At 56.4% G+C, this 25,187-nt stretch carries 21 protein-coding genes; 6 read left to right on the top strand and 15 right to left on the bottom strand.

What is annotated here, in order from left to right; all coding sequences use genetic code 11:
* Positions 1–35: 35 nt before the first annotated feature.
* Entirely contained in the window at positions 36–824 is a 789-nt protein-coding gene (locus tag WMO64_RS15965) for a MerR family DNA-binding transcriptional regulator (protein ID WP_349232618.1), read from the bottom strand.
* An 88-nt stretch (positions 825–912) separates the two neighbouring features.
* On the opposite strand from WMO64_RS15965, the gene WMO64_RS15970 reads away from it, so the two are divergent.
* Both WMO64_RS15970 and WMO64_RS15975 read left to right on the top strand, forming a co-directional pair.
* A complete protein-coding gene (locus tag WMO64_RS15970) occupies positions 913–1,170 on the top strand; it encodes a TIGR03905 family TSCPD domain-containing protein (RefSeq protein WP_494338274.1) in 258 nt (85 codons plus the stop codon).
* 1,036 nt (positions 1,171–2,206) lie between these two features.
* The gene (locus tag WMO64_RS15975) at positions 2,207–3,832 is read left to right on the top strand and encodes an S-layer homology domain-containing protein (RefSeq protein ID WP_349232620.1); all 1,626 of its coding nucleotides are present in this window, start codon (positions 2,207–2,209) and stop codon (positions 3,830–3,832) included.
* A gap of 75 nt (positions 3,833–3,907) precedes the next feature.
* Here the strand turns inward: WMO64_RS15975 and WMO64_RS15980 are convergent, their stop codons facing one another.
* Entirely contained in the window at positions 3,908–4,096 is a 189-nt protein-coding gene (locus WMO64_RS15980; protein ID WP_006575151.1) for a hypothetical protein, read from the bottom strand.
* A gap of 357 nt (positions 4,097–4,453) precedes the next feature.
* Between WMO64_RS15980 and WMO64_RS15985 the strand changes: the two genes are divergently transcribed.
* Genes WMO64_RS15985 through WMO64_RS16000 form a run of 4 tightly spaced genes read left to right on the top strand, consistent with a single transcriptional unit; the run spans position 4,454 to position 7,704 of the window.
* On the top strand, positions 4,454–4,669 hold the full coding sequence (locus WMO64_RS15985) for a helix-turn-helix domain-containing protein (protein WP_242823756.1): 216 nt from the start codon (positions 4,454–4,456) through the stop codon (positions 4,667–4,669).
* Positions 4,670–4,680: 11 nt separating this feature from the next.
* Positions 4,681–5,826 (top strand): tyrosine-type recombinase/integrase, encoded by a 1,146-nt coding sequence (locus tag WMO64_RS15990; protein WP_349232621.1) that lies wholly within the window; start codon positions 4,681–4,683, stop codon positions 5,824–5,826.
* 2 nt (positions 5,827–5,828) lie between these two features.
* The gene (locus WMO64_RS15995; protein ID WP_006575154.1) at positions 5,829–7,367 is read left to right on the top strand and encodes an ATP-dependent DNA helicase; all 1,539 of its coding nucleotides are present in this window, start codon (positions 5,829–5,831) and stop codon (positions 7,365–7,367) included.
* The gene (locus WMO64_RS16000) at positions 7,360–7,704 is read left to right on the top strand and encodes a helix-turn-helix domain-containing protein (protein ID WP_349232622.1); all 345 of its coding nucleotides are present in this window, start codon (positions 7,360–7,362) and stop codon (positions 7,702–7,704) included. The genes WMO64_RS15995 and WMO64_RS16000 overlap by 8 nt, the downstream gene beginning before the upstream one ends.
* Positions 7,705–8,606: 902 nt before the next feature.
* On the opposite strand, the gene WMO64_RS16005 is transcribed toward WMO64_RS16000, so the two are convergent.
* The 13 genes from WMO64_RS16005 to WMO64_RS16065 all read right to left on the bottom strand — a co-directional run.
* Positions 8,607–9,266: a DUF8453 domain-containing protein gene (locus WMO64_RS16005; RefSeq protein WP_006575159.1), complete on the bottom strand. Its 660-nt coding sequence runs from the start codon at positions 9,264–9,266 to the stop codon at positions 8,607–8,609.
* A 995-nt stretch (positions 9,267–10,261) separates the two neighbouring features.
* Entirely contained in the window at positions 10,262–11,287 is a 1,026-nt protein-coding gene (locus WMO64_RS16010; RefSeq protein ID WP_349232623.1) for a PfkB family carbohydrate kinase, read from the bottom strand.
* Between the two features lie 27 nt (positions 11,288–11,314).
* Positions 11,315–11,662 (bottom strand): VOC family protein, encoded by a 348-nt coding sequence (locus tag WMO64_RS16015; protein ID WP_006575163.1) that lies wholly within the window; start codon positions 11,660–11,662, stop codon positions 11,315–11,317.
* Positions 11,655–12,302, bottom strand: a complete 648-nt coding sequence (gene eda / locus WMO64_RS16020; protein WP_349232624.1) for a bifunctional 4-hydroxy-2-oxoglutarate aldolase/2-dehydro-3-deoxy-phosphogluconate aldolase — start codon at positions 12,300–12,302, stop codon at positions 11,655–11,657. Before eda ends, WMO64_RS16015 begins: the two co-directional genes overlap by 8 nt.
* Positions 12,303–12,350: 48 nt before the next feature.
* The gene (locus tag WMO64_RS16025; protein WP_349232625.1) at positions 12,351–13,196 is read right to left on the bottom strand and encodes an SDR family oxidoreductase; all 846 of its coding nucleotides are present in this window, start codon (positions 13,194–13,196) and stop codon (positions 12,351–12,353) included.
* Between the two features lie 29 nt (positions 13,197–13,225).
* Complete coding sequence (gene uxuA / locus WMO64_RS16030; RefSeq protein WP_006574236.1) at positions 13,226–14,272, bottom strand: mannonate dehydratase; 1,047 nt, start codon at positions 14,270–14,272, stop codon at positions 13,226–13,228.
* A 15-nt stretch (positions 14,273–14,287) separates the two neighbouring features.
* Positions 14,288–15,691 carry a glucuronate isomerase gene (uxaC, locus tag WMO64_RS16035; protein ID WP_349232626.1) on the bottom strand — a complete coding sequence of 468 codons (1,404 nt, stop codon included), beginning with the start codon at positions 15,689–15,691 and terminating at the stop codon, positions 14,288–14,290.
* Positions 15,692–15,711: 20 nt separating this feature from the next.
* Positions 15,712–17,313 carry an MFS transporter gene (locus WMO64_RS16040; RefSeq protein WP_349232627.1) on the bottom strand — a complete coding sequence of 534 codons (1,602 nt, stop codon included), beginning with the start codon at positions 17,311–17,313 and terminating at the stop codon, positions 15,712–15,714.
* A 51-nt stretch (positions 17,314–17,364) separates the two neighbouring features.
* Positions 17,365–19,290, bottom strand: coding sequence for a glycoside hydrolase family 2 protein (locus WMO64_RS16045; RefSeq protein ID WP_349232628.1), 1,926 nt, complete (start codon positions 19,288–19,290; stop codon positions 17,365–17,367).
* A 102-nt stretch (positions 19,291–19,392) separates the two neighbouring features.
* On the bottom strand, positions 19,393–20,244 hold the full coding sequence (locus WMO64_RS16050; protein ID WP_349232629.1) for a sugar phosphate isomerase/epimerase family protein: 852 nt from the start codon (positions 20,242–20,244) through the stop codon (positions 19,393–19,395).
* A 5-nt stretch (positions 20,245–20,249) separates the two neighbouring features.
* Positions 20,250–20,642: a hypothetical protein gene (locus WMO64_RS16055; RefSeq protein ID WP_349232630.1), complete on the bottom strand. Its 393-nt coding sequence runs from the start codon at positions 20,640–20,642 to the stop codon at positions 20,250–20,252.
* Between the two features lies 1 nt (position 20,643).
* Positions 20,644–23,595 (bottom strand): glycoside hydrolase family 3 protein, encoded by a 2,952-nt coding sequence (locus WMO64_RS16060; RefSeq protein ID WP_349232631.1) that lies wholly within the window; start codon positions 23,593–23,595, stop codon positions 20,644–20,646.
* Positions 23,592–25,187: glycoside hydrolase family 3 N-terminal domain-containing protein (locus WMO64_RS16065; RefSeq protein WP_349232632.1), on the bottom strand; the 1,596-nt coding region annotated here is incomplete at its 5' end. The genes WMO64_RS16065 and WMO64_RS16060, both read right to left, overlap by 4 nt.

The raw sequence follows: 25,187 nt of genomic DNA on the forward strand, positions 1-25,187 counted from the left end.
GGCGCCGGGAGAGCTCTCCCGGCGCCCGCCTCGTTTCAAATCAGTTCCTGCAGTTCCAGCGCCGGCCCCTTTAAATCAAAATGGGCGGCGGTCAGATTGGTGAGAATTACCTGCTTTGCCTGGGGATGCTCTATAAAGTATTCCGAAAGCAGGGTATCGAGATGCGCCGACGCCTGGGCCGATTCCTGCCGGCAGAAATAGTCCCCCTCGGGCAGCACTTCCAGGTCGGTCATACCGTCCTTTTGCTGGAGGACCTCCAGAAAAATATCGGTATCCAGCTGGCCGCCCTGCCGCCGGGCAATCAGGCCGATGGGAAACGTAAAGGCCGGCAGCAGGCCCATGGATTGCCCCCGGAGAAAAATATCCGCAGAGCGCCGCTTAAACTCCAGTTCTCCGCCGGACGGGGTAAAGGGCATCCGCAGAATCAGCCGTCGGGGCAGATGGCGCCGGTAGCATCCGCTCTTGTTCTGATAGGGCCGGTTTTCTTCGATCCGGCGAAGGGCATCCTCCATCTGCAGCATGGTATTGCGGAGGTGGGCCAGTTTCTCCAGTGCCTTCTGCTGCCCATCCTGCAGAAGACGCCGGATGTCCAACGTCTGGTCGGGCTGCCGGTATTGCTCCGCGTCCCGCAGGGGGATGTTCAGCTCCAAGCACATCAGAATCATATCCATCTCCACCAGCTGTTCCAGGGCATAGTACCGGTAGCCCGTCTCCGGGTCGGTATAGGCGGGAATCAGCGCGCCGATCCGTTCATAGTATCGCAGCGATTTGGGGTTTACATTGCGAAGTCTGGCAAAGTCGCTGATGGAAAGATAGCCCTGCACCAAAGATTCCTCCCTGTTTGGCCCTTGACTTTCCCACAATGGGAAGGCTTATTCTTATTATACAGCAAACTGCGGATCATCACCAGACATAGGAGAGAAAATCATGCATTATCAAACAAAAGGCACTTGCGCCAAGGAGATTCATGTAGAAGTGGACCACGGCGTCATCCGTTCGGTGGAATTTGTATTGGGCTGCCCCGGCTTTACCCAGGCCCTCAGCCGCCTTCTGGTGGGCATACGGGTGGAGGACGCGATTGCACGGCTCAAGGGAATCCAATGCCTGGACAAGGGAACCTCCTGCCCGGATCAGTTGGCCCTGGCGCTGATGCAGATTCAGGAAGCATAGTACCCTGCGCACAAATACCGGCCAAGCAGTCAGCGAAGCAGCGCACGGATATGCGCGGCAGAAGTGCAACGCGCTCTGTCCCGGGACGCTTTTGCACCCTGGAACAAGCAGCTGCCGGTTGACTGTCAAACCACATGAAAAAAGACCTGAAATCTTACGATTTCAGGTCTTTTTGGTGGAGATAAGCGGGATCGAACCGCTGACCTCTTGAATGCCATTCAAGTAAGAAATCAAAAATTACAGGAACATCAGAAGTTATATATGGAATTCCTTTTACTTCCGCAAGATTTGGTGTTCAGTCGTTCTTTTATTTCCAACTATTTTATACTCGTTCAACACATATTCAACACGGGCAGGCCAGTGACTCTCGCGCAAAAATTTGTGAGTGGTCTCAGCGGTAGATGATATAAATTTAAAAACGCAGCAGCTGCAATGGCTTCGACGCTTTTTCATGGCAATTATACCGTCATTCTCAAAATGGAGTTTCCGAAGCTCAGACGTAAAAACACCGTCAGTTCAAAAAACAGATTCCATTCGTTTAAAAGTAAAATGCCGTCATTCTGAACCTGAACCACTTTACCCAAGTGCTTCAAAACGCCGTCATTCCAAAAAATCAACCGGCATTAAAACCCCGTCACTTCAGAAAATGTCAAAACAGTAATTTCTCCGTCATTTTTGATGTTGAGCAACAGGAAAACACCGTCATCTCCCAAAAGTCCAATGACAGTGTTTCCACACAGCAGCACACACAAAATACCGTCATTTTAAATTGTGCTGTTGTGCGGCACCAGAAGCCGGTTTTGTGTTTGGATAAGCACCAGGTAAAAATCTGTATAAAGCAAATGCTGACTCCTTGCAAAAATCACTCGAAAACAGAAGTTCCCACGAAAGGCGTTTACATACAAATCTCCAGTATAGTAAGATATATGTCCAGCAAGGGAAAATGTTTCTGCAGCTTGTAAACTTCCACATATTGTTGCTGCGTTATCCCGAGGGTTGGCCCTCAAAAACATCTTCAAGCAAGGAGAGAGGATCCATGAAAAGAAAGATTGCCGGTCTTTTGCTGGCGGGAGCCATGACGGTCAATATTGCCGCAGTCAGTACAGCCGCTCACGCCGTAGCATTTACCGACGTGCCCGATGACGCCTGGTACTCCCAGGCCGTGGACTACGCCGTGAGCCACGGAATGTTTTCCGGCACCGGTGCCGGCACCTTCTCGCCCTCAACGCCTATGACCCGCGGCATGATTGTGGTGGTTTTAAGCAACGTGGCGAAGGCGGACGTATCCTCGGCCAAGGACGCCAGCTTCAGCGATGTGCAGTCCTCTGACTGGTATGCGAATGCCATCAACTGGGCCTATGAGCAGGGGTATGTTTCCGGCACCGGCGCGAATACCTTCAGCCCCAATTCTGTTGTGACACGTGCTCAAATCGCGGTTATCCTCTCCAATTACCTGCACAGCATCAATGCAGACCTCGAAGAGGATGGGAATTCTGCGGCATTCAACGATATCGCGTCAATCCCTTCCTGGGCGCTGGAAGGCGTCAAGTATATGCAGGCCATTGGCCTGATGGCGGGCGACTCTGCAGGCAATTTTAATCCCAACAAGGAGCTGACCCGGGCAGAGGCCGCAACTGTTTTTATGCGCATGGACCAGAAGCTGAACGGAGACGATTCTTCTGACAGCTCCTCCAGCGGCCAGAGCGGAACGGAGATCACCCTCCCCGGCGGCATTGTTGTGAAGGATGATCCTATTTCCGTCAAGGAGGCCTTCGAAACAATTGCTCCCGGTGTCAATGATACTCAGGTCCGCCCGGGCAAAAGTTCCAAAGGGTTAATTCCGGCCGGCACAGAGCTGGCTGTCGGAGATGACGTGGTAGAGCAGCAGGTCTATGTGGACCTGGGCAACGGCATTATCGGTATTATGACTACTTCTTTCAACCCTGCTATGGAAGTGCGGTTCACCACCCTTGAGGTCACAGGTTATCCTGGGGATAAATTCACGCTGGATGCTGAAGAGTTTGGATACACCCAGCCCGGCCAATGGGAAACCCCCAATGAGAGCGTATCTATTGCAAATTTGGATGGATACAAGGCTGAAATTACCATTACGAGCTCCGGTAGTTCCTCCATTCAGTTCTATAACGATGTGCGAGACGAGAATGGTAACTTCCCTATGCTGCTTACCGTAGGCGTGACCTCCTATGAACGGCGCCCTGCCGAAGGCGAAACCGCTAATTTTCGTCTGGATACCGACAACGATCCGGTCTACTACGTGTCTCCCAGCCCGGAGTATTACCGCCTGGCACAGGTTTGGTATACCGACAAAGGCACCAAATTCACCACCAAAGATTCTGCCCACTATACGAGCAATGGCCTTGATGTTATCGGCAACATCTACGTTTATCCTGATGCCGATGCAAACATCGCCAAAAGCGACATCACTGCCCAAGGGTATGTAAAGCCCGAATGCATCACGAAGTATTACTCCATTTCCACATCGGAAACGGACACTCGTTACCTTGCAGTCGGTGACTACCTCACGCTGGGTTTCTATGTTATGAACTCCGCTGCCGAGAATACTGTTGTTACGGTATATATCACCAGTTTGGAAACAGGCCTTACCGAGACCATGGACATCGCGATTCGATACGCCGGATAACAAAATAGAAGGAGCTGCCTCCCACAGGAGGCAGCTCCTTTCTTTTGCTGATTACACTATATGCCGATCACACCATCATTTTGAGCCGCGTTCCATCGCCTCATCTACGGCCCGGTTCAGGAAGGTATTCATGGACTCCCCTGTCGTCTCTATATATGCCAGCATCTTTTGTTTCTTTTCAGGCGTAACCCGAAAGCCCCGAATCTCCTCAAACTTGCTGCGCCACTTGTCATTTGCTTTTTTCTGTGCATCAGAAGTAGGCATCGTCTCTCCTCCTCATGTTCCATACCATATCACAGCTGGCTGCTGGCAAAAATATGGCAAGCTGCATATATACGCGCGCGTATTATTGGCAAGTATGTCCATTGATATACGTGCGCGTATATCTTATAATACTGTCAGAAAATAAAACAGCGGCAGTGCATGGGAGTTCGCACCTCCCATGCACCTGCTAGGTGCCTTACCACCTACACAACGACTGATGTCGCACCGCAGGCATATTATATCTTCTTTTGGCTCATCTGACAAGATGCCTGCGTTCCAGACGAAACTGTCCACAGCGTGTAGGTAACTGCCCTGCACGCTGTTTTGTTTTCGTACTTCAAAATGGAGGTTACGAAAATGAACGGACAGGAATGTGTCTACATGACAGTAAGCGAAGTCAAGCGCTATCTCAACATCAGCCAGGCAGCCGCCTACGAACTGACGCACCGGGCTGACTTTCCGGTATGCCGGATCGGCGGCAGCATCCGGATTCCCAAATCGGCCTTTCTGGCCTGGGTCGAGCTTCGCACCCACATCCCCGAAGCTCTGGCTCGCCACATGGCTTCCGCATAAGGAGGCCGTACATGAACAAGCGTTCCAACGGTGAAGGCTGCTTCCGCAAATTAAAAAGCGGTACTTGGCGGGGCCAGATTATGGACGGGTATAGAGCGGACGGAAAACGGAACATCGTCAGTTTTACCGCCCCGACTAAAAGTGAGGTCCAGCAAAAAATCCGCCGGTATCTTGCTGATACGGCTGCCGGCTTGACGACTCTGAGCCGCTCCATGTCGTTCTCTGTGTGGGCCGAGCAGTGGTACCAGGATTATGTGACTCAGGTGCAGCCCTCCACCTATTCAAGCTATCGGTATACCCTGAAACTATTGAAGGCCTTTTTCGATTATATGGTGCTGAGCGAAATTAAGCCTCAGCATATTAACAGCTTCATGACAAAGCTGTTGAAGGAGGGGTGTTCCCTCTCCAAAATCAGCAAATGCAGAAGCATGCTCATTCAGATCTTTGATGCTGCGGAGAACAATGGACTGATTTTGAAGAACCCCGCCCGCAAAGCAAAGGCCATTCGAACTCAAAGTACAGAGGATACCGGGAAGGATGCGTTTTCTTACGAGGAAGTCGCCTTATTAAAGAAATATCTGCGCGATGACCTTTTGGGCAACAGTATCAGGCTTCTGCTTGGCAGTGGGCTGCGGGTACAGGAATTGTTGGCGCTTCGGCCCGAGGACATCGCTGAGGATGGCTCTGAGATCTGTGTCAACAAGGCCATCAAAATGGTAGACGGAAAGCCAACCATCGGCCCACCCAAGAGCAAGCGGAGTTGTCGGACTGTACCGATTCCCGAGGACTACCGTCCATATGCAGTATACCTTCGAACGCATGGTGGAAAGTCTTACATCTGGACCTCCACCCGGAAGAGTTTGCTGTATAGCGTGGGAACTTTCCGCAACAAATATTATGCCGCATTGAAGCGGGTCCCCGGCGTCAGGAAGCTCGGCCCCCATTGCTGCCGTCACACCTATGTGACCCATCTGGAGGCCAATCAAGTCCCGTTGGCGGAAATTGCCCGGCTCGTTGGACATTCCACCGTGTCCACCACCAACCGCTACCTGCATATCTCCAGCGAGACCCTGGAACGTGCAGTCAGTACTCTTAATTGCTCAAACAGAGGCAGTCGGAATCTTCCTGCAGAAGCAAAGCGTATGAAGGGGGCATAAAGATGGCAACGAAAAAAGAACTGCGCGGTCAATATATCCTTAACGTCCTGCACAACATTGAGCTGGCCGGAGACGCCTACTCCACCGCAGAGGAACTGTACCAGCTGTGTAAGCAGAAGCATCCCTCCCTTTCGGAAGATGCCTTTCGGGCGGATAAGACATTTTTACAGAAGGAGGGTCGGATTGCCCAAGAAGGGCGCCGGATTTACCTCGCAAAGACCCTGGCATATGAAAATGCTGCTGCTCAGTTCCTGGCGGACATTTTATCCAATAACGAGCTCCAAAGTGCGTTGCAGGATATGCCTGCGTCGACAGAGCTTACCACTCTGACAGGAGAACAGCAGTCCGCCATCCGTATGGTTTTCGGCCACCGACTTTCTCTCATTTTGGGTGGTGCCGGAACCGGCAAAACCACCCTGGTGCGTGGACTGATCGCCCAGGCACCTCATCGTCTTTCTTCCTGCATCCTCTGTGCTCCCACCGGAAAAGCTGCACGCAACCTGACCGAGCGCACTGGCGTTCAGGCACGTACCGTACATGGTGCCCTTGGCCTGCGCCCGGAGGAAAACTTTCTGGGGCCTGTGTATTGGGATTTGACCGGCCTGGTGGTGATTGACGAAGCCAGCATGATGACTCTTGAGATGCTGGCCGGCATCCTGCACAAGGTCTCTCCATTCGCCCATGTTGTCCTGATCGGGGACCCCAATCAGCTGCTCTCGGTAGGAGCCGGAAATGTACTGACAGACTTGTTGGCACTGGGTGTACCCTGCACCCAGTTGACAATCTGCCACCGGCAGTCCGCCCAGGCTGCGGCTCTGGGACATAATGTACGGCACTTTCAGGAGTGCCGCAGCCTTGCGGATCTGCGTTTTGACAACAGCTTCTATTTCGTCCCACAGACTGACGAGAAGCGCATCTGTCAGGCAGTGTGCTGCGGAGGTGCTAAGCTCTACCGCATGGGCGGCTCCACGCAGGTCCTCTCCCCTTTCCGCAGTTCCGGAAAGCTGTCTGTATCAAGTTTGAATGATGCGCTTCGGGACATGCTGAATCCCGCCGTCCCTGCAAACCAGAATCCGGACTGGCCGGACGCCTGCTTTCGGGAGGGCGACCGGGTCATGGTGTTGGAAAATGACTGGCAGCAGATGGTCTGCAACGGAGATGTAGGGCACTTCTACTTTCTTTCTCAGCCAGGCTCGTTCGGCATATCCTGTCCCGGGCAACGACGTGCCTGCTGGATTGGAGAGAATCCCTCGGATCGGCTCAGTCTGGCCTACGCCATCACGGTCCACAAGGCCCAGGGTTCTGAATATGACATGGTCATTCTTCCGCTGGTCAAATCTTTTGGCGTCATGCTGACGCGGAACCTACTCTATACTGCCATCTCTCGCGCCCGGAAGCATGTGGTTTTGGTTGGAGACCCAGACGCTCTGGAAGAAGCCCTCCGGCAGGAACCAAAGCCCCGCAAATCCCAGTTGGTGGCCAAGGCCCGGATGTGCTGTGTCAAAAATGATTTACAGAAGAAGAGGTGTCGTTATGCGTGAGCAAGACTATCGAAACATTGGCGTCAGGATACATAATCTGAGGAAGCTGCGTGGGCTGTCTCAGGCAGCATTGGCAGAACGGGCAGAGCTCTCCACGCCCTATATCAGCCACATCGAACGCGGCATGAAACTTCTCAGTCTCCCTGCTCTGCTCAGAATCGCGGAGGTACTGGATATTCCGCCGGGCACACTGTTGAATGATCCCAAGACGCCCGGGAACTCTCATCTAGAGTTTGCCTTTCTTTTGGATGCCTGCAGCCCTGTGGAGCGGCAAGTAATATACGATTTGGTCTTGGCAGCAAAAGAAAGCATGGTAAGACATTTCAAAATCTCTTAGTCATGACCCCCGGCTAAGCCGGGGGCTTGTGTAAGCCCTAGAAGGGCATCGTACCGGCAAGCCTCTCAAGAGGCACCGAAAAATCCGCCACTTGCATCACTTGCCCCACAGCCCGTAAACGGGCGCTTAACGCACTAAATCAGTCCTTAATGCTATGAGAAGAGCGTTATTATTCTATTCTCGCTTTGCTCGATGCTTGAAGCTAAAGCTTTTTTACTCTCCTCAGCAGAGCTGGGGGTTCTCATTTCGCTAAAGCATACAATAGAAGGCCGGAGATAGCGGGCATTCCTCCCTATCTCCGGCCTTTATCACTGCCTACAGGGCAGCTTGGATATCTGGCAGTTTATAGAAAATAAAATACAGCGTTTATAACGGCTACTGTCATAGCTTTTTCGTCTATGCGAAGTTTATGCCAAAACGCCGGAGCCGGCCAGCGCCGATGCAGATCTCCTGCTCGACGAATATCCACCAGTAGTTTTATACAGTGTGGTATTCCAGTTAGAACGGGAGTTTTTCCTGAATATCCCCATCCTGCTGGACTTCCTGGTCCATCTGATTAGCACCTCGGTAAAGGTGAAGGCGGGCTTCTTGCCAAAAGGCAGACCGATAAGCCGAGCCTCTCCTAGTATAATGGATTTCTGGCTATGCAGATCACCAGTCTTATGGAGTAGAGATTCATCAGGTTCGTCTTCTCTTCCAGGTCCGCTCTCTTGAAGTTACTCATATCTGCCCAACCGTGGCCTTCGAGGATACCGGTCTGTGGCTTACAGGTAGCTTTGTGTACTTGTTGGTCGTTTTCAAAAGTAAGCTACTATAGTAATTACCGTAGGATACTCCGTCATCCCGTAACTGTACGCACATTCCCGAACTTTGAAACTAACAGACGGTGGTTTGTTTAGATATTACTTTCTCTTTTTATTTTCTTTGTGCATTTTATTTGCTGCCTTTGTAGCCAGCAATTGTAGGGAACTGCTTATTTTTTTAAGCTCCCCGTTCTGCTCCTTTAGCTTTTCCATTAAATCTTCACTATCCGAATTTATAGAGAAAAATGTAGCGTAATTTTGCGTTTCAATTTCAAAATCTTCTGCATATACGGAATCATTGATTCCACGATAGATTATTTGTCCTTTGATGGGAACTTGCGAATCTCTTTTTCTAAAATCATTACCTCCAATAAATAAATCATAACTCTGGTTAATTCCGATGGTTCGAATTTTATTATTATTATCTTTTACAATTTTAAGAAATCTTGGTTCGCTTAAACTCTCAATAAAATCGGAATCCAAAATTATTTTCGTATTGAAAGCCGTTTGTGTACCGTGGTTTGTAAATCTAAGCGCCCAAAACACTCTCCGAAGATAGACAATTTCTACGGAAACAATCGGACGATTGATTGAATAAAACTGCCGTTGCATCTCTTTTAGCTGGGCTTTTGATGCATTGGCAGATTGAATATTTGCCCAACAAATAAATATGGTCGCTACAACATAAACTGCGGTAACCAAGAATGTCATAGCACCGCTATTATCATTTAAATAGGAAATAAGTTGTTGAAATTCCATTACATCAATCACCCCTCAAAGCCCTGTTCCAAAATACTCTGCCACATACCTGCAAGTTGTACCTGGTCCAGGTCAATCGCTGGTAGATTGCCTCACTGGATTTTTGTCCTGGGTGCACGGGTTCCACCTCCGACATATACTGTCGTTTTGAAGTATTATACCATAGTTCTCAAGTGAAGGCCATTTTTACTATCTAACAAAGAAATGTCTTAGTAATGTCAAATAGTCTCTACATTCGTATCCCCCAAACTTCTTCGACAGGTTACAACGCAACATATGGAGCAATTCCAAACATATTATGTGCCAGCCTATGTTCACCGGAGACACTATCTGATACTCTGAAATTAAAGTCCCAGCACAACAGGTAAAAACTCAAACGAACTTTAGAATTGTTATTTCAAACATCATTCCATAAAATTGACCCGCAACTGGCAAAGCGGCCGGGTCAGTCTTTAACACAAACACGGCAGACACTTTGAGAATTTGTTCACGCTCTGAAATTTATGGAACCACTCGAGTGGAAACCCCTCCAAAAAAAGAAGGACAAGCACAATCTCTCGGCAAGTATGTGAAGCTCTAACCAAACGATTTTTAGAGTTCCTATGAAACTTCTAGCTAGACCAGAATGTCCAACTTGGATATTAAAAATCAGGAGATCATAAGAACACATCATCGGACCATTCAAGATTAGGCAGAGATGATATTATTAAAAGCTGCCAGGACGCACCATAAGGATGCAATCTTGGCAGCTTTTTACTTAGCTTTCCTTAATTTTGGCCCTCCACAGGAAAAGAGAGAATATACTCCCCATGTTGCTGGATTTGGTTTTTTTCAACTGCTCTGCTCCTGAACGATTTGCGTGGCCAACGGAAGCTCCGGGCCAGCTCTGTCTACCGTCTCTACTCCCCTGTTACAATAAAAATGCTGAAGTATCTTCATAATTTCCTTAGACGGGATTCCACCGCCAATGAAAGGAAAAAATATCCTACTAGAATTCAACGCTGGATGCGGCCGGAGCCGTCGCCGCCAGCCAGCTTTTCCACCTCGGGGAGGGTGACCATGTTGTAGTCGCCCTCGATGGAGTGCTTGAGCGCGGAGGCCGCCACGGCGAACTCCACAGCCTCCTGGGTGGACTTGCCGGACAGCAGGGCGTAGATGAGGCCGCCGCCGAAACTGTCGCCGCCGCCCACGCGGTCGATGATGTGGAGGTTGTACTTCTTGGAGAAGCAGTACTCATTGGAAGCCACATCGTAGAGCATGGCGCTCCAGCCGTTATCGAAGGCGGAGTGGGACTCACGCAGGGTGATGGCCACCTTCTCGAAGCCGAACTTGTCGGCCAGCTGCTTGGCCACAGACTTGTAGCCCTCGTGGTTGAGCTCACCGGCGTAGATATCGGTGGCCTCGGCCTCGATGCCGAACACGTCCTTGGCGTCCTCCTCGTTGGAGATGCACACGTCCACGTACTGGCACAGGCGGGTCATAGCCTCACGGGCCTGCTCACGGGTCCACAGCTTGCCGCGGTAGTTCAGGTCGCAGGAGATCTTCACGCCGTGGGCCTTGGCGGCTTTGCAGGCCTCCTCACAGGCCTCCACCAGGTTGGGGCCCAGAGCGGGGGTGATGCCGGTGAAGTGGAACCAGTCCACGCCCTCAAAGATGCTGTCCCAGTCGAAGTCGGAGGGCTGGGACTCCTGGATGGCGGAGTGGGCGCGGTCGTAGATGCACACGCTGCCACGCTGGGAGGCGCCCTTCTCGTTGTAGTAGATGCCCACGCGGCTGCCGCCGCGGACAATCTTGCTGGTGTCCACGCCGTAGCGGCGCAGGGAGTTGACCGCCGCCTGGCCGATGGCGTGGGCGGGCAGCTTGGTGACGAACACGGCGTCAGCGCCGTAGTTGGCCAGGGACACAGCCACATTGGCCTCGCCGCCGCCGAAGCTGAACTCCAGGTGGTCGGCCTGGACAAAGCGCTCGTAGTTGTAGGGCTGGAGCCGGACCATCAGCTCGCCGAAGGTAACAACTTTCATATTCTCGGTTTCCTCCTGTATGCTGCCTTACTTCTTGCCCACCAGGTGGACCGCAAAGCCGCAGATTTCATCGGTCAGATAGATGGCGTTGAGGGTGCCGTCGGAGAGGTACTTGGCGGTGGAGGGGTCAAAGGTGAAGCCCTTGGCCTCCAGCTCCGCCTGGGCCGCCGCCACATTGGGCGTGCCGATGGCGATGTGGCCGTGGGTGCCCTTGTAGGGATCCTTCATGACCTCAATACCGCTGCCGGCAAAGATGGAGCTGTTGCCCTCCTTGGCGGTGAAGCCGAACAGGGTGCAGAACAGCTCCGCCGCCTTCCGGGCCTCCTCCGGGTTGGCGCCGTTGATGCCCACATGGGCCAGCGTGTACTCAGCCATTGCCGCGCACCTGCTTCACGATGGCCACGGACTCCTTGCACAGCGCCACGATCTCGTCCCACTTCTGGTTGTCGATGAGGTCGGCAGTGACCATGTAGGAACCGCCGCAGGCGCAGATGACGGGGCAGGACAGGTAGTCCTTCAGGTTCTTGAGGGAGATGCCGCCGGTGGGCATGACCTTGAACATGGGGAAGGGGGCGCTGAGGGCCTTAATCTTGGCCAGGCCGCCGGACTGCTCGGCGGGGAAGAACTTGAGGACCTCCAGGCCCAGTTTGTAGGCGGTGTGGTAGTCGGTGGCGGTGGTGCAGCCGGGGTAGACGGGCACGCCCTTGGACTGGCAGTACTTGACGATCTCCACATCCAGACCGGGGGTGACGATAAACTTGGCGCCGGCGGCAACGGCCTCATCCACCTGCTCGGTGGTGAGCACGGTACCAGCGCCCACCAGCATGTCGGGCTTGGCCTCGCTCATCAGCTTGATGGCGGTGGCGGCGCCGGCGGCGCGGTAGGTCACCTCGGCCACGGGCACGCCGCCCTCGCACAGGGCGTTGGCCAGTGCCACAGCGTCCCGCTCAGGGTGGTTGAGCTTAATCACCGGCACAACGCCGATGTTAGAAATAGCCTGATTGATAGCGTTCATATCGCGACACTCCTTTTCATGATCTCAGATTCTAAAAGTAAGAGCTTATTACACTCCGGAGTAGGCAGCGAAGCCGGCGTCGATGGGCAGGACCACGCCGGTGATGGCGCTGGCAGCCTTGTCGTCGCACAGGAAGAACACGCCGCCCAGCAGCTCGTCGCTCTCCACGAACCGGTTCATGGGAGTGCCGGCCAGGATCTTGGCGGTACGGGGAGTGGGGGTGCCGTCCTCATTGAAGAGGAGCTTCCGGTTCTGGTTGGACACCAGGAAGCCGGGGGCGATGGCGTTGCAGCGGATGCCGCTGCCGGCGAAGTGGGTGGCCAGCCACTGGGTGAAGTTGGAGATGGCGGCCTTGGCGCCGGAGTAGGCGGGGATCTTGGTCAGGGGGATGTAGGCGTTCATGGAGGAGATGTTCAGGATGCAGCCGTGCTGCTTGTCCACCATGTCCTTGGCAAAGACCTGGGTGGGCAGCAGGGTGCCCTGGAAGTTCAGCTTGAAGACGAAGTCCACGCCGTTGGGCTCCAGGTCAAAGAAGGTCTTCTGGCCCTCCTTGGCCTCGTGCTGATACTCGTTGTCGGTGGTGGCGCGGGGATTGTTGCCGCCGGCGCCGTTGATGAGGATGTCGCAGGGGCCCAGGTCCTGGAGCACCTGGGCGTGGACGGCCTCCAGAGCCTCGGGCTCCAGCACGTTGGCCTTGTAGCCCTCGCAGACATAGCCCTCAGCCTTGCACTCGTCGGCCAGCTTCTTCACGGCGTCCTCGTTCAGGTCCAGGGCGGCCACCTTGGCGCCCGCCCGGGCGAAGGCACGGGCCATCTCGCCGCACAGCACGCCGCCGGCGCCGGTCACGACGACGACCTTACCGGTAAAATCCACATTCAGAGGCAGATTAATCATAATAAAGCTCCTTCTTTCAGAAAAACAGATTACTTCTTTGCCTTCTCACAGGCCTCGAACAGGCCGTTGATATAAGCGGCGCCCAGGGCGCGGTCATACAGGCCGTAGCCGGGCTTGCCGGTCTCGCCCCAGATCATGCGGCCGTGGTCGGGACGGACATAGCCGTCAAAGCCGGTCTCCACCAGGGCGTTGACAATCTGGTACATATCCAGGCTGCCGCAGCTGGACAGGTGGGCCCGCTCCTCAAAGGAGCCGTCCTCCATAATCTTCACGTTGCGGATGTGCATGAAGGCGATGCGGCCCATGGCGGAGTACTTGCGCACCATGGCAACCACGTCGTTGCTCTTGGCGCAGCCCAGGCTGCCGGTGCACAGGCACAGGCAGTTGGCGGGAGAGTCCACCAGCTTGAGGAACCGGTCCAGGTTGGCCTCGCAGGTGATGATGCGGGGCAGGCCGAAGATGGGGTACGGGGGATCGTCGGGATGGATGGCCATCTTCACGCCGCACTCCTCGGCCACGGGGATGACCTTCTTCAGGAACCGCTCCAGGTTGGCCCACAGGCCCTCCTCGCCGATCTCGCCGTAGGCGGAGATGAGCTCGCGGACCTCGTCCTGGGTGTAGCTGGAATCCCAGCCGGGTAGGTGGATGTCGTCCTTCAGGGGGTCCAGGCCCTTCATCTGCTCCCAGTACATCACCAGGCTGGTGGAGCCGTCGGGGGCCTTCTTGTCCAGCTGGGTGCGGGTCCAGTCAAAGACGGGCATGAAGTTGTAAGTCACGCACTTGACGCCGTACTTGGCGCAGCGGCGGATGTTCTCGCAGTAGACCTCCAGCAGGTGGTCCACGTCGCCACGGCCCAGCTTGATGTCCTCGTGGACGGGGATGGACTCCACCACGTCGAACACCAGGCCGTTGTCCTCGCAGTCCTTCTTCAGGCCTGCCAGGCTCTCCTCAGGCCAGACCTCGCCGGGCTTGACGTCGTATACAGCGGTGACGATGCTGCGCATACCGGGAATCTGGCGGATATATTCCAGAGAGATGGGGTCGCTCTCTCCGTACCAGCGAAACGAAAGCTTCATATTTTTCTCCTTCTGTTACAGGTTGAAATAGCGCTTGGCGTTGTTGAAGCAGATGTCCTGCACCAGTCCGCCCAGGGTGATCATATCTCGGGGGTACTCCCCGTTCTCCACCCAGCGGCCCAGCAGGGCGCACAGCACGCGGCGGAAGTACTCATGCCGGGCGTAGCTGAGCAGGCTGCGGCTGTCGGTGAGCATGCCGATGAAGTTGCCCAGCACGCTCAGGTTGGCCAGGCTGGTCAGCTGCTCGGTCATGCCGGTCTTATTGTCGTTGAACCACCAGGCGCTGCCGTGCTGGATCTTGCCCGCGGTCTCGGGGCCCTGGAAGGCGCCCAGCAGGGTGTCAATCCACTCGTTGTCCGCCGGGTTCAGGCTGTACAGCACGGTCTTGGGCAGATTGCCCTCCCGCTCCAGGGCGTCCATCAGGCGGTAGGTGGCGGCACAGCTGTCGGTGACGGCGATGCAGTCAAAGCCGGTGTCCGGGCCCAGCTGGGCCATCATGCGGCTGTTGGGGTTGCGCATGCAGCTGAAGTGGAGCTGCATGACCCAACCCAGCTTCCGGTACTCCCGGGCGCAGTGGAGAATGACGGCGGTCTGGTAGCCCTCGGCCTCCTCACGGGTGATGGGCTCCCCTAAGCGTGCCTTGTTCATGGCGGCAGTGGCGGCCTCGTCGGACACCTCACGGCACATCACATAGTCCAGGCCGTGGTCGGCGGAGCGGCAGCCGTGGGCGTCAAAGAAGGCGATGCGGTCGCTCAGGGCGGCGCGCACGTCATCCACGGTGGCGATGGTGCGGCCGGTGGTCTTTTCCAGCTGCTCCAGATAGGCGGCGAAGCCGCTCTTGTGGAGGTTCACCGCCGGGTCGGGCCGGAAACTGGGGCACACCTGCACGGGAAAGGAGCTGTCCGCTGCCAGCTTTTCATGCCAGATGAGGCCGCTGCAGGGGTCGTCGGTGGTGCCCACCATGGCCACGTTGCTGCCCAGAATCAGGCCCCGGGCGCTCATGGCCGGGTCGTGCTGCAGCTTGTCGTTGCACAGCTCCCACACCTCTCGGGCGGTCTCTCCGTTGAGCACGCCCGTGTAGCCGAAGTAGTTCTTCAGCTCCAGGTGGCACCAGTGGTACATGGGGTTGCCGATGGCACGGGGCAGGGTCTGGGCGAACTTCTCAAATTTCTCCCAGTCGGAGGCGTCGCCGGTGATGTACTTCTCCTCCACGCCGTTGGAGCGCATGAGCCGCCACTTGTAGTGGTCGCCGCCCAGCCAGATCTGGGTGATGTTCTCAAAGCGCCGGTCCTCCCAGATATCCTTGGGGTCGATGTGGCAGTGGTAGTCGGCAATGGGCATCTTGGCGGCGTAGGCGTGGTAGAGGGCCTTGGCCGTCTCGGTGTCCAGCAGAAAATCGTCGGTCAGAAAGGTATTCAAGGTTTACGCTCCCTTTCAGTTCAGTTTCGCAGCTGTTCGGGCACCTGGTCCACGGTCTGGTACCGCTCCATGGCCTCCTCCAGGGACATGCCCTGCTCGATGGCGGTCTTGCGGGCGGCGTTGACCGCCTGGATCTCCTTCATCTTGGCGCCGGTGAGGGTGTAGCCCTTCATGGCCAGCAGGGTGGCGGCCCAGGCCAGCATGGGGATGATGCAGAACATGACGATGACGGCCACCTTGATGCCGGCAGAGTAGGGGGTGCTGTCGGTGGGCAGGTCGGCCAGGCCGGCGCAGGCCAGGAAGATAAAGGCCACCAGGGTCTGGGCCAGGGAGGACACCAGCTTATCCACCAGGGAGAACATGGTACCCATGATGCCGGGGATGTACTTGCCGGAGCGGTAGGTCTCGTAGTCCGAGCAGTCGGCCACCATGGGGATGGGCATGTCGGCGGTGGCGTAGTAGGCGCCGTAGCCCACGCCGAAGAAGAGGATGAACAGGATGGTGTACAGGTTGATGGCTCCGCCACCCTCAAAGGGGAAGGAGAGCATCAGGCTGGGATTGCCGTAGTCGCTGACGATCAGCAGCACCAGCACGCCCACGTAGCAGATGAGGGCCACGGAGACGTAGCGGATGAGGGAGGCCCGCTGGCCCTTCTTCTGGCTGGTGCGCATGGACAGCAGGAAGAAGGGGACGGCGCACACATAGCCCAGGACCATCATGGGCAGGTACAGGGAGTTGTAGTTGCCCATGACAATGCCGTACAGGGCCAGCAGCACGGTGGTGTTGGTGGCGATGGCCAGGGCCAGCTTGCAGCCGGCGCCCGCCACCATCAGGCGCTGCATGGGCTTGTTGGCCTTGATGATCTGGACATACTCGGAGATCTTGACCTTCTCCTGCTGGCCGCCCAGGCCGTAGAACTCGGGCCGGTCCTTCTCGGCGATGCCGATAATGGCCAGGATGGTGAGCAGCACCGAGATGGCAATGCCGATGGGGGTGATGATGCGGTAGACCATGGGGTTGGCATAGCCGGAGGTGATGATGTTTCCGGCGGCGTCCTTCACGTCATACATGGCCTTGATCAGCGGAATAAGGAACTGCATGATGCCCATGCCAAGCAGGGAGCCCACCGTGTTGAAGATGGTGAACATGGGGCGCTGGTTGGGGTCGTTGGTGAGGACGGTCTGTCCCGCCCGGGTGACCGAGGTCTGGAAGGTATAGCCCAGAACCCAGATGAAGTAGACCACGGTAAAGCCCACGTAGCGCAGGGGCATCATGGTCTCGGGGATAAAGGGCAGCAGAATGTAGAGCGCGATGACGCTCAGCGCCATAACCACGCTGCCCAAAATCATAAAGGGCCGGAATTTGCCGATTCTGGTGCTGGTACGATCCATCATGGCGCCGATGATGGGGTCGGTGATGGCGTCGCACACCCGCATGACCGTAACCATGAGGGAGGCAAAGATGCCCAGATGGAGGATGCTGGATCCAAACTGGGCCACATAGGACAAAATCAGGACAAAATAGACGTTAGTAGCGCCGTTGTTCAGGGGGAAGAGGACGAGCTGATAGGGCTTTGCCCGGTTCAGACCCTTCCCGGAGGCGTCATGGGTATGGTTCTTCACTTGGCATCTCCTTCTTCTTTTAAAACATACCGGTTTGATTCGCGTTGGGGCTCACACCCAGTTGGCGCTGGAGCTCTTTCCCTTCTTCAGCTTGTAGGCCTCGTTGGGCTGCTCCACCCGCCGGATGAGGATGGTGTCGCGGCACTTGCCGGCACGGGCCTCCAGCTTCATCTGGCCGCTGATGGGCACCTTGAAGGTGAACACTCTGTCTCCCTTCTTGGTCTCCACCAGCTTGCCGTTGGCGTAGAGGGATACCTCGCTCTGGTTGGAGTAGACCTTCACGGTGGTGGTCTGCCCGGTCCGGTCGGTGTACCGGCTGCCGCACAGATGGACAAAGGGCTCCTCGCTCCAGTAGGCCTTGTAGAGATAGAAGCTGTCCTTTTTGGTCTTGCGGTCAAAGGTGACCAGACCCTTGTGGTTCATGCCGGGCTCGCCGCCCTGATCCCGGGCGTCGGCAGCAAAGTCGAACATGTTCCACACGTGGGTGCTCCACATGTAGGGGTGCCGCTGGAAGCACTTGAGCATGAACTCGTGGTAGATGGCCTGGTACTCCTCGGTGTGGTCTCCCCGGCGGGGCTTGGAGGAGTGGAGGTTGGGCATGCCCTCGCAGCCGTACTCGGAGTAGCCCAGGCACCGCTTGGGATAGACCAGGTGGAAGAAGGAGATCCACAGGTCGTTGAGGAACAGTCCGGGCACGTACCAGCCCAGGTACAGGTTCCAGGACACCAGGTCGGAGATGTGGGCCGAGCGGTTGAAGGGGCCGCACATGGCGTAGCAGGCCAGGGTGGTGGGCCGGGTGGTGTCCATGCTGTGGCACAGGTCGTTGAGCACTCTGTGGTTGTCCAGCATGTCCGCCTTGTCCTTGGTGGAGATGGTGATCTCGTTGGACAGGCCCCAGGTCACGATGGAGGGGTGGTTGTAGTTCTGGATGATGAGCTCCTTCATCTGACTGATGGTGTTGTCCCGGCCGTTGGGCATGTGCTCGGAGATGTAGGGAATTTCCGCCCAGACGATCATGCCGTACTGGTCACACAGGTCGTAAAAGTACTGGTCGTGCTGATAGTGGGCCAGGCGGATGGTGTTGGCGCCGATCTCCCGGATGAGGTCCATGTCCTCATCGTGGTGGGCCCTGGTCAGGGCGTTGCCCAGACCCTTCCGGTCCTGGTGGCGGGACACGCCGTGGAGGGGGTAGCGCCGTCCGTTGAGGAAGAAGCCCTCCTTGGGGTCCACCCGGAAGGTGCGCACGCCGAAGCGGCTGGAGATCTGGTCCACTGCCGTGCCGTTTTCCACAAGGCGCAGGGTGGCGGTGTAGAGATAGGGGTCCTTCACGCCGTCCCACAGGTGCACATTGGGGATGTCCAGGGTCACGTCAGCGCCCTGGCCGGTGGCCACGGTGGCACCCGCTGCGTCGGTGAGGATCACCTCCACAGTGGGGTTTTCCACATTGGTCCAGCTCTCCACCCGGATTTTGCCGGTGGTGCCGTCCAGCGCAGGGGTGATGCGCAGACCGGGACCGCCGAAGAAGTCCAGGTCAAAGTGGTGCTTGTTCGCCACCAGCAGCGTCACATCCCGGTAGATGCCGCCGTAGAAGGTGAAGTCCGCTTTCTGGGGGTAAACCCGGTCGTTGACGCTGTTGTCCACCCGGACGGTCATGTGGTTCTCCGCCTGGAGCAGCCCGGTCACCTCCGCACGGAAGGTGGAGTAGCCGCCGTCGTGGTGAATCACTGCTGTACCGTTGAGCTCCACGTCGGCGGAGGCGTTTACACCCTGGAACTCCAGGTATACCGTCTGGGTATCCGGGTCGAACTCAGGCATGGGAAACGTTGTCTCATAGGTGCAGGCGCCCCGCCAGTAGTCGTTTCCGCCGTCCTGTCCGTCAACCGCGTTCCAGGTGTGAGGCAGATTGATTGTCTCCGGTGTGCCTTTGGGCCCGTAAAAGGTCCAGTTCTCATTCATGTTGATCTTCTCTCGTGTCATATGTCTACAACTCTCATTCCGCATTTATATCACTACTGCCGGAACTGCGCTCTCTTGTGCCTCTTTTATGAATTTCTGCTCCTGTCCTTTCCTGAAGAACTTTTAGAAATTTTGATTCAGATATGCAGCCGAACATTGAATACTCTTAATGGCGCTGTGCTCCACATGGTTTCGATGGCTCTCCAGCACGACAGCCTGAATGCCATTGGCCTTTGCCTGCTGCGTCAAGCGGTCTAAATTCATATTACCGCACCCGAGTTCCATGCTGTCAGACTTCAGGATCGGGGTTATGGAGGGGCCGCGCTGGCGCGACCCCCTGTCGTTGATGTGCCATAGGCGCATACGTCCGCCCAGCTGCTCCATCCACTCCCCAGCGTCAGCCCCGGCCTCCGTAAACCAGTAACTGTCGAACTCAAAGCCGACCGCTTCCGGGTCGGTCTCACGCAGGATGTACTCATAGGCACGCTCTCCGCCCTCAGAGATCCGGCACAGCTCCACATTGTGATTATGATAGAGCAGCTCCATCCCCGCCGCGTGCAGGCGTGCGCCGCACCTGTTCAGGTCGGCGCACAGCCCTGCCAGCGCTGTGCGGTCGGTGTAATCAAAGCGATACATCCCGGTGACTACCACTTTGTCGGTCCCAAGCTCTGCTGCCCGCTGCGCCACAGCCTCCGGGTCTGCCTTGAGCGTACCCAAATCCTCGTGCAGAGAGACCACTTTTAATCCCGCTTCCCGGGTGAGAGCCGCCCAGTCATAGGCTCCGCCCCTCCCCGCCGGCATCCCGGCGGCGGCGGTAAGCGCCCGCACCAGGATGCCGGTGGGCCGGATCATGAAGCCGTTAAGCTCAATGCCGTCGTAGCCAGCAAATTTGATGGTCTCCAGGGTAGCAAAGGTCTCCTTTTCTGTTCGGGTGATCTTTCCCAGCATAATCTGCTGAACCGCTTTGACAATCACCCTGCTTACCTCTTTTCTGTTCCAGTAAAACAGGACACAGTGCCCAAGACGGCGCACAGCAGGAACACTCCGGCAAATGTCATGCCCAAGACGGCGTTTCCACCGATGAAATTGACCTTGTTCCATAGGTCAGACAGGCTGGGCAGCGCCAGCCGGAGCACAAGCGCGCTGGCTGCGGCATAGAGAGCAGTGGGCACCAGAGGCGCGAACTTCAGTCGGGTGAGCACCGCCAATATGGTAGAGACCGCCCCGGCCAGCGCCAGCAGGAACCCAAGGATGGTAAAGGTGCGATCTCCCCCGTCCAACGCCAGATAGAGGATGGCTCCGGCTAGTGCAATAAACGCCGCAGCCAAAAGTATATAGAAGCCAAAATTCCGGTCTGCAAAGGACTTTTTCATCTTACTTGCACTCCTTTCTGAGATATGCCTTCCCAAAAAACACCGCCAAAGATGCTGCTGCCAGCACACCGACCCCTATGCAAATACCAATGAGGGTGGGTTGCCACCAGTAGATAGTCTGTTCAATGACAGTCTCTGTCGAAAGTCCGTTGACGAGAATGCTCCGGCTGTGGGCGTAGTAGAAGTGCTTATTGGCGGTCTGCATCCAGCGGAGGATGTTGCCGTCCCGCTCTTTAATCGCCAAATTGGTCAGCTGGCTGGTGCGGCCTGTGTCGGAGAGGAACAGGTCCGTGCCGCCGGTGATACACTCGGCGGTAAGCACATAGTCGGATGCATCTTTAGACGAGTCGGTAATATTGATGCCCTTAAAGCCCCATTCATTGCGGAGGATCTCAATTTGGGCGCCCCGGTGGGCTGGGGAGGCAGTCAGCCCGATGCGGTTGTAGCTGGTCATCACGCCCAGCGCGTTATCATCGGACATGGCGCCCTCAAAGGCCCGGAAGTAAATCTCCCGGCAGGCCTGTTCTGTGGAGAACGTGGCCACGCCGTGGCGGTTCACCTCCTGGTCGTTGAGGCAGAAGTGCTTGAATCCGGTGATGATGCCCTTCTCTGTCATGGTCCGGGCAGTGTCCCGGCTCATAAAATAGCTGAGCATGCCATCTTCAGAAAAATACTCGCTGTTGCGCCCCAGGTAGGCGGTGCGGTGGATATTGGCCCCAGGTCCAAAGACCATTGTCACATCGGCGTACATTGCCTCTTCCGCCATGAGGGCTCCCCGTTCAGCGGCCAGCTCCAAATTAAAGGTTGCCGCCTGAATGGGCTCGTCCACATAGAGTGTGCAGGCTTTGCCGCTCCCCTTCACATAGCTGCCCTGGATACCGCAGGGGCCGTTGGTTGAGGCGTTGGCCGGCTTGCCCACCTCGGGAATGGCCACATTGCCCCGGTTGTCGCCGCAGATGGTGGCCACCTGGTTGACAGAGAGCTGCTCAATGAAGGCCTGCCATTCTTCATCGCCATAGGGCACGTCTTTCATACCTACCAATTTGAGGCCCGCGTCCTCTCCAAAGGTCATATCACCGGTGTCAGGCGCGTCAGCAGGCTTGACATAGGTAGCGCCTACCATCCCCTCCGCCATGGCATCCGTGGCGGTGAGCCCGGTGACGCTCACAGGAAACGTGTTCCAGTCCGCCCGGGTCAGGTAGGTAACTGCGTCGGGCAGATGTTCATTGAGATCGGCGTCCTGGAGCTGATTGGACACCACAGTCCCAGTGCTGGGGTGCACAGCCCAGGTGGTGTTGTCATAAGCTGCCAGCTCTGCCTTGACGGTCCTAGCGCTGTCCCCAGAGACAACGTTGCCCTTTTCATCAAACATTCCGCTTGCGCCCTTGGCTGCAAGGATGTTGTTGAGGGCGTCGTGGCTGCTGTCGCCAATGGCGAAGTAATACTCCCCCGGGTCGAGGATGTAGCATCCGGTTTTGGTGCTGTCGGCCCCGTTGACCGCGTTTTCGTCATAGGAGGCAAAGTAGTAGTCCGGCACCGTGATGGTTACCGTCTCACTCTCTCCAGCGGCCAGCTCTCCCGTCTTTTGGAAGCCGATAAGCTGTACAGCTGATTTCTCAACCTGCCCCGGCTCCCAGGGTGCCTGGGCATATAGCTGTACCAGGGATTTGGAAACGCCGTCAAAGCCGCCGTCGTTTGTGACCTTCACCTGAGCGGTCACGGTGTGGGCATCCTGATCCCAGGTGATGGACTCTACTTCCTGGGTGAACTGGGCATAGGACAGTCCGTAGCCAAAGGGATAGGCCATCTCAGCAGCATAGTCCCAGCCCTCCGCGCTGGCAAAGGCTCCTGCGGTACTGCCAGCATTGTTGATCCCCAGGACCTGGTCCTGATAGCGGGTCTCATAGTACTTGTAGCCTACATAGATGTCCTCAGCATAGACCAGGTAGCGGTCGCCGTACATCTTCTCCAGGTTGGTGAACTGATAGTCGCCGAAGTTCTGCATCGCGGGGGCGGAGAGGGAGCTGCTGGCCCAGGTGTCAGGCAGGTGCCCGGATACATCGGACGTGCCGGTCAGAATATCGGTCAGGCCGATAAAACCGTAGTCTCCCACCGCGCCAAACACCAGGCAGGCATCTACGCCATACTCCTCCTGCTCGATCCATTCCACATCCATAGCGTAGGGGCTGTTGATCAGCACCACGGTTTTAGCAAAAGCCCCGCTGTCGTGGATCATTCTCAGCAGATCAGCCTCTTCCTGATGAAGAGAGAGCATGGGTACGCCTTCGGCATCCATTGGATCCAGATCCACCCCTTCACCACCGTACCGGGTGAGGAGGACGAAGGCCACATCGTTGTAGTTGTCAGCAAAGGACGCCTTCAGATCATCCGTATAGAAATTCACGGGTACCTCGCCGATGCTGGAGGTCCCCCGGGTAGCGGTCGAACTACGGTTGACGCCGCTGTTGGCATATGCCTCCCGCAAAACGGGGTTAATCTCAAAGCCGGCCGCTTCAAAAGCGGCGTAGAGCTCGCCGCCCCGGTCCGCATTGAAGCTGGCGTTGCCGGCGTTGGACTTGTATACCGGGTCCTTCACCGAGTTGCCGAAAAAGGTAACTCTGCGTTCCTCCGCACTCAGAGGAAGCGCGTTGTTTTCGTTGCGCAACAGTACCGCCCCTTCATGCATGGCGCGGATATTGTGGTCCCGTGTGTCGGCCAGGAGCCGCTCAGAGTTCTCTGCGTTCAGCTCCCCGTAGGCAGAGGGATAGTAATTGGTCTCCCCGCTTACCTCGATGTTCTGTCCTCCCGTTAAGCCCAGGAAGCTATTTACATAGCCACTGTAATAGAAAGCGGTACCGGTGAGGCTCACCGCTAGGGCCAGTACTACCACCAAGGTGGCCGTGACGCCCAGCCATTTCTGATAAGTCCGCTTCACCAGTTTCTTTCCTTTCATTTTTGTTCTTCCTTTGATGATACATCCAAAGCGGCAGACTTCTCCTTTTTCCCGGTGCGCACCGCCATCAGCGCACACAGCACCGTGAGAATAGCCAGCACACCGGTGGATGCATAAAGGGTCACCTGCCACCAGGGCGTAATGGATACCACAGTGGCATCACCCACGTTCATCACATTAGTCCGGGTCACGCCGTAGACAATGTGCTTTACTGCATTGCGCACCGCAGTGGCAATGGCGGGATCGTCCTCGCTCCCATCCAGGGTTCCCATGCTTCCCTTTTGGCCGCACCAGTAGTCCTGTCCGGCAAGCACGCCCAGACGATAGTCCATCCAGCTGGCGTTCATGGACATGTCGGTGATGGCTGCGCCCTCCATGCCCCACTCGTCTCGGAGGATGCCGGTCATCAGGCCGTGGTGGGCGCCTGCCCACACCACTCCGATGCGGTTGAAGGAGCTCATAACATTCATGGCCCCGCCCCGGACAGCGCCCTCAAAGCCCTCCAGATACAGCTCCCGGATGGCCTGTTCGTTGCTCCAGGTGGAGATGCCGTAGCGTCCCTCCTCCTGGTCGTTGAGGGCAAAGTGCTTCACAAACGCCAGCATTCCCCGATCCCGGATGCCCTGCACCTCGGCGGCGCAGATCTCTCCGGACAGCCAGCCATCCTCAGAATAGTACTCATTGTGACGGCCCAGATACGGTGTGCGGTGGATATTGGTTCCGGGCGCGTAAATGCCCGCCATAAGCGTGACCGTATTATCCGACTGGGCATGGAGCATATCCTCGCCGATACACTTCCCTACCTCCTTTACCAGTTCCGGATTGAAGGTGGCCGCCATTACGTCCTCCGAGGTGAAAGCCATGCCGCTGCTGCCCCCCAGCAGACTCTTGGTAAAGCCGGTGGGTCCGTCCGACTCCCGGGTCCCGGGCAGCGAGATCTCCGGCAGGGCGGCCGTCTGATAAGCGCCGTTGTAGACCAGATTCAACATCGACTCATAGGGAATCTGGTCCACCAGGTCCAGCCAGGTCGGGTCATCCGCCGGGACGTCCACAAAGTCGATTGCGCTCAGGGTGCCACTGACGCCCACCTCCGGCGCCTCAGTGACGTCAGACCAATAGAGTTCCTTGTACTTTTCCACCAGAGCCGCCCGGCCGGACTCCTCATGGGTCAGTCCGTCATCCCACATCGCCTGTGTCACCCGCAGCGATACAGGGCCCTGGGGGAATGTTCCCACCCAGTCGTTGCGGGTGAGGTAGGTGATCTGCTGGTCCTCCGCGCCCTCGTACTTGTTCAGGTCCGCATTGTCAAACAGGTTGGTGATGGGATTGCCCGTGACCGGCGACACCGAATAGGTCTCCGCGTCAAAGCTCGTGTTGCTCCACTTGTAGGTCAGGCCGGCGTCTCCGCTGCCGCTCATCCGGCTCTCGTCCGCGCCCTTCGCCATCAAAATATTGTTGACGGCGTTGTGGGCGTCGCTTCCCACCGTGAAGTAGTAGTCCCCATCCTCCAGAATATAGGTTCTGGCATTGTTCGCGTCGTAGCTTGTCAGGTCCTCTTTCTCCACCGTAATCTCAAAGTGCTCCGTCGCTCC

The organism is Pseudoflavonifractor intestinihominis, assembly GCF_040096055.1.
Taxonomy (GTDB): Bacteria; Bacillota; Clostridia; order Oscillospirales; family Oscillospiraceae; genus Pseudoflavonifractor; species Pseudoflavonifractor intestinihominis.

What these genes read in the sequence shown, in the direction of transcription:
- WMO64_RS15975 (WP_349232620.1), top strand. Translation starts at nt 2,207, where the DNA reads ATGAAAAGAAAGATTGCCGGTCTTTTGCTGGCGGGAGCCATGACGGTC.
- WMO64_RS15980 (WP_006575151.1), bottom strand. Translation starts at nt 4,096, where the DNA reads ATGCCTACTTCTGATGCACAGAAAAAAGCAAATGACAAGTGGCGCAGC.
- WMO64_RS15985 (WP_242823756.1), top strand. Translation starts at nt 4,454, where the DNA reads ATGAACGGACAGGAATGTGTCTACATGACAGTAAGCGAAGTCAAGCGC.
- WMO64_RS15990 (WP_349232621.1), top strand. Translation starts at nt 4,681, where the DNA reads ATGAACAAGCGTTCCAACGGTGAAGGCTGCTTCCGCAAATTAAAAAGC.
- WMO64_RS15995 (WP_006575154.1), top strand. Translation starts at nt 5,829, where the DNA reads ATGGCAACGAAAAAAGAACTGCGCGGTCAATATATCCTTAACGTCCTG.
- WMO64_RS16000 (WP_349232622.1), top strand. Translation starts at nt 7,360, where the DNA reads ATGCGTGAGCAAGACTATCGAAACATTGGCGTCAGGATACATAATCTG.
- WMO64_RS16005 (WP_006575159.1), bottom strand. Translation starts at nt 9,266, where the DNA reads ATGGAATTTCAACAACTTATTTCCTATTTAAATGATAATAGCGGTGCT.
- WMO64_RS16010 (WP_349232623.1), bottom strand. Translation starts at nt 11,287, where the DNA reads ATGAAAGTTGTTACCTTCGGCGAGCTGATGGTCCGGCTCCAGCCCTAC.
- WMO64_RS16015 (WP_006575163.1), bottom strand. Translation starts at nt 11,662, where the DNA reads ATGGCTGAGTACACGCTGGCCCATGTGGGCATCAACGGCGCCAACCCG.
- eda (WP_349232624.1), bottom strand. Translation starts at nt 12,302, where the DNA reads ATGAACGCTATCAATCAGGCTATTTCTAACATCGGCGTTGTGCCGGTG.
- WMO64_RS16025 (WP_349232625.1), bottom strand. Translation starts at nt 13,196, where the DNA reads ATGATTAATCTGCCTCTGAATGTGGATTTTACCGGTAAGGTCGTCGTC.
- uxuA (WP_006574236.1), bottom strand. Translation starts at nt 14,272, where the DNA reads ATGAAGCTTTCGTTTCGCTGGTACGGAGAGAGCGACCCCATCTCTCTG.
- WMO64_RS16045 (WP_349232628.1), bottom strand. Translation starts at nt 19,290, where the DNA reads ATGACACGAGAGAAGATCAACATGAATGAGAACTGGACCTTTTACGGG.
- WMO64_RS16055 (WP_349232630.1), bottom strand. Translation starts at nt 20,642, where the DNA reads ATGAAAAAGTCCTTTGCAGACCGGAATTTTGGCTTCTATATACTTTTG.
- WMO64_RS16060 (WP_349232631.1), bottom strand. Translation starts at nt 23,595, where the DNA reads ATGAAAGGAAAGAAACTGGTGAAGCGGACTTATCAGAAATGGCTGGGC.